Raw genomic sequence first — 1,280 nt, 5'->3', positions numbered from 1 at the left:
TGACCTGCCCCATTAGGGTGGTCCACCGGTTAAGTTAGAGTTCCGGCGGTTGTTGTCGCCCTGCTGGGCGGCCTGAAGCGTAGCGTAAGGCAGTCTAGCAGGGCGAGGCAAGATAGTTTGTGGTGCTGGCGGCTGGTATCCGAGCGATGAGTGCGGTCGGACGGTGTTGTAGTGGATGCGCCAGCGCTCGATCATGATGACCGCTTCCTTCAATGTGTAGAAGATCTCCCCATTCAATAGCTCGTCCCTGAGCTTGCCGTTGAAGCTTTCGTTGTAGCCATTCTCCCATGGCGATCCCGGCTCGATGTAGAGCGTCTTCACGCCGATCCGACCTAGCCAATCGCGTACGGCATTGGCGGTAAACTCAGCCCCGTTGTCGCTACGGATATGATCGGGTGGGCCATGGCGCTGGAACAGCTCAGTGAGCACGGCCAGCACATCATCGCTCTTGAGCTTGCGCTGGACATGGATCGCCAGGCACTGCCTCGAGTGCTCGTCGATTACTGTCAGCATGCGGAACGCCTTCCCGTCATGGGTGCGATCCATGACAAAGTCATAGCTCCACACATGGCCGCTATACTGCGGACGCAGCCGCACACATGATCCGTCGTTGAACCACAGACGACCGCGCTTGGGCTGCCTCTGCGGCACCTTGAGCCCTTCACGACGCCAGATCCGCTCGACCCGCTTGACGTTCACCACCCAGCCTTCATTCCGCAGCAGCGCCGTGATCCGACGATAGCCATACCGGCCATATTGCTGGGCCAGCCGGATTATCGCTGAAGTCAGCGGCTTCTCATCGGCTGGCGGTGTGGGCAACTTGCGCTGGGTCGAGCGGTGCTGGCCAACGACCTTGCAGGTACGACGCTGGGATACACCCAATGCCTCCTGTACATGATTGATGGCCAGCCGACGCCGCGAAGGGCTCAGTACTTTCCCTCGACAACCTCCTTCAGGATCAGCGCATCGAGCGTGAGATCAGAGACTGCCTTCCTCAGCCGCTGGTTCTCCTTCTCCAGATCCTTCAGTCGTCTTGCCTGGCTGACCTTCAGCCCGCCATACTCACGTCGCCAGCGATAATAGCTCTGCTCCGAGATCCCCAGCGACCGGCTGATCGCGCCGACCTTCTCTCCTTGCGAGAGCCGAACTTCGGCCTCACGCAGCATCCCGATAATCTGTTCTGGCGTGTATCTCTTCCGTGCCATTCAGCAGCTCCTTTCAAGCCGTAAATAGCCGGTTCTCTAACTCTCAAAATGGACCACTTTCTTGGGGGAAGGTCA

Annotated in this window: 1 protein-coding gene; it reads right to left on the bottom strand. The window is 58.9% G+C overall.

Annotation, left to right across the window (positions count from 1 at the left end):
- Positions 1-12 precede the first annotated feature (12 nt).
- A protein-coding gene (locus tag ACWPM1_RS14805; protein WP_234782508.1) for an IS3 family transposase occupies positions 13-1,205 on the bottom strand; the annotation gives its coding sequence in 2 pieces (ribosomal slippage) (positions 13-947 and positions 947-1,205; 1,194 coding nt in all).
- Between the last annotated feature and the right edge of the window lie 75 nt (positions 1,206-1,280).

It is taken from the genome of Tsuneonella sp. HG249, assembly GCF_053819205.1.
The sequence above is the reverse complement of the archived record's forward strand: the minus strand, read 5'-3'. Positions and strand labels throughout refer to the sequence as shown.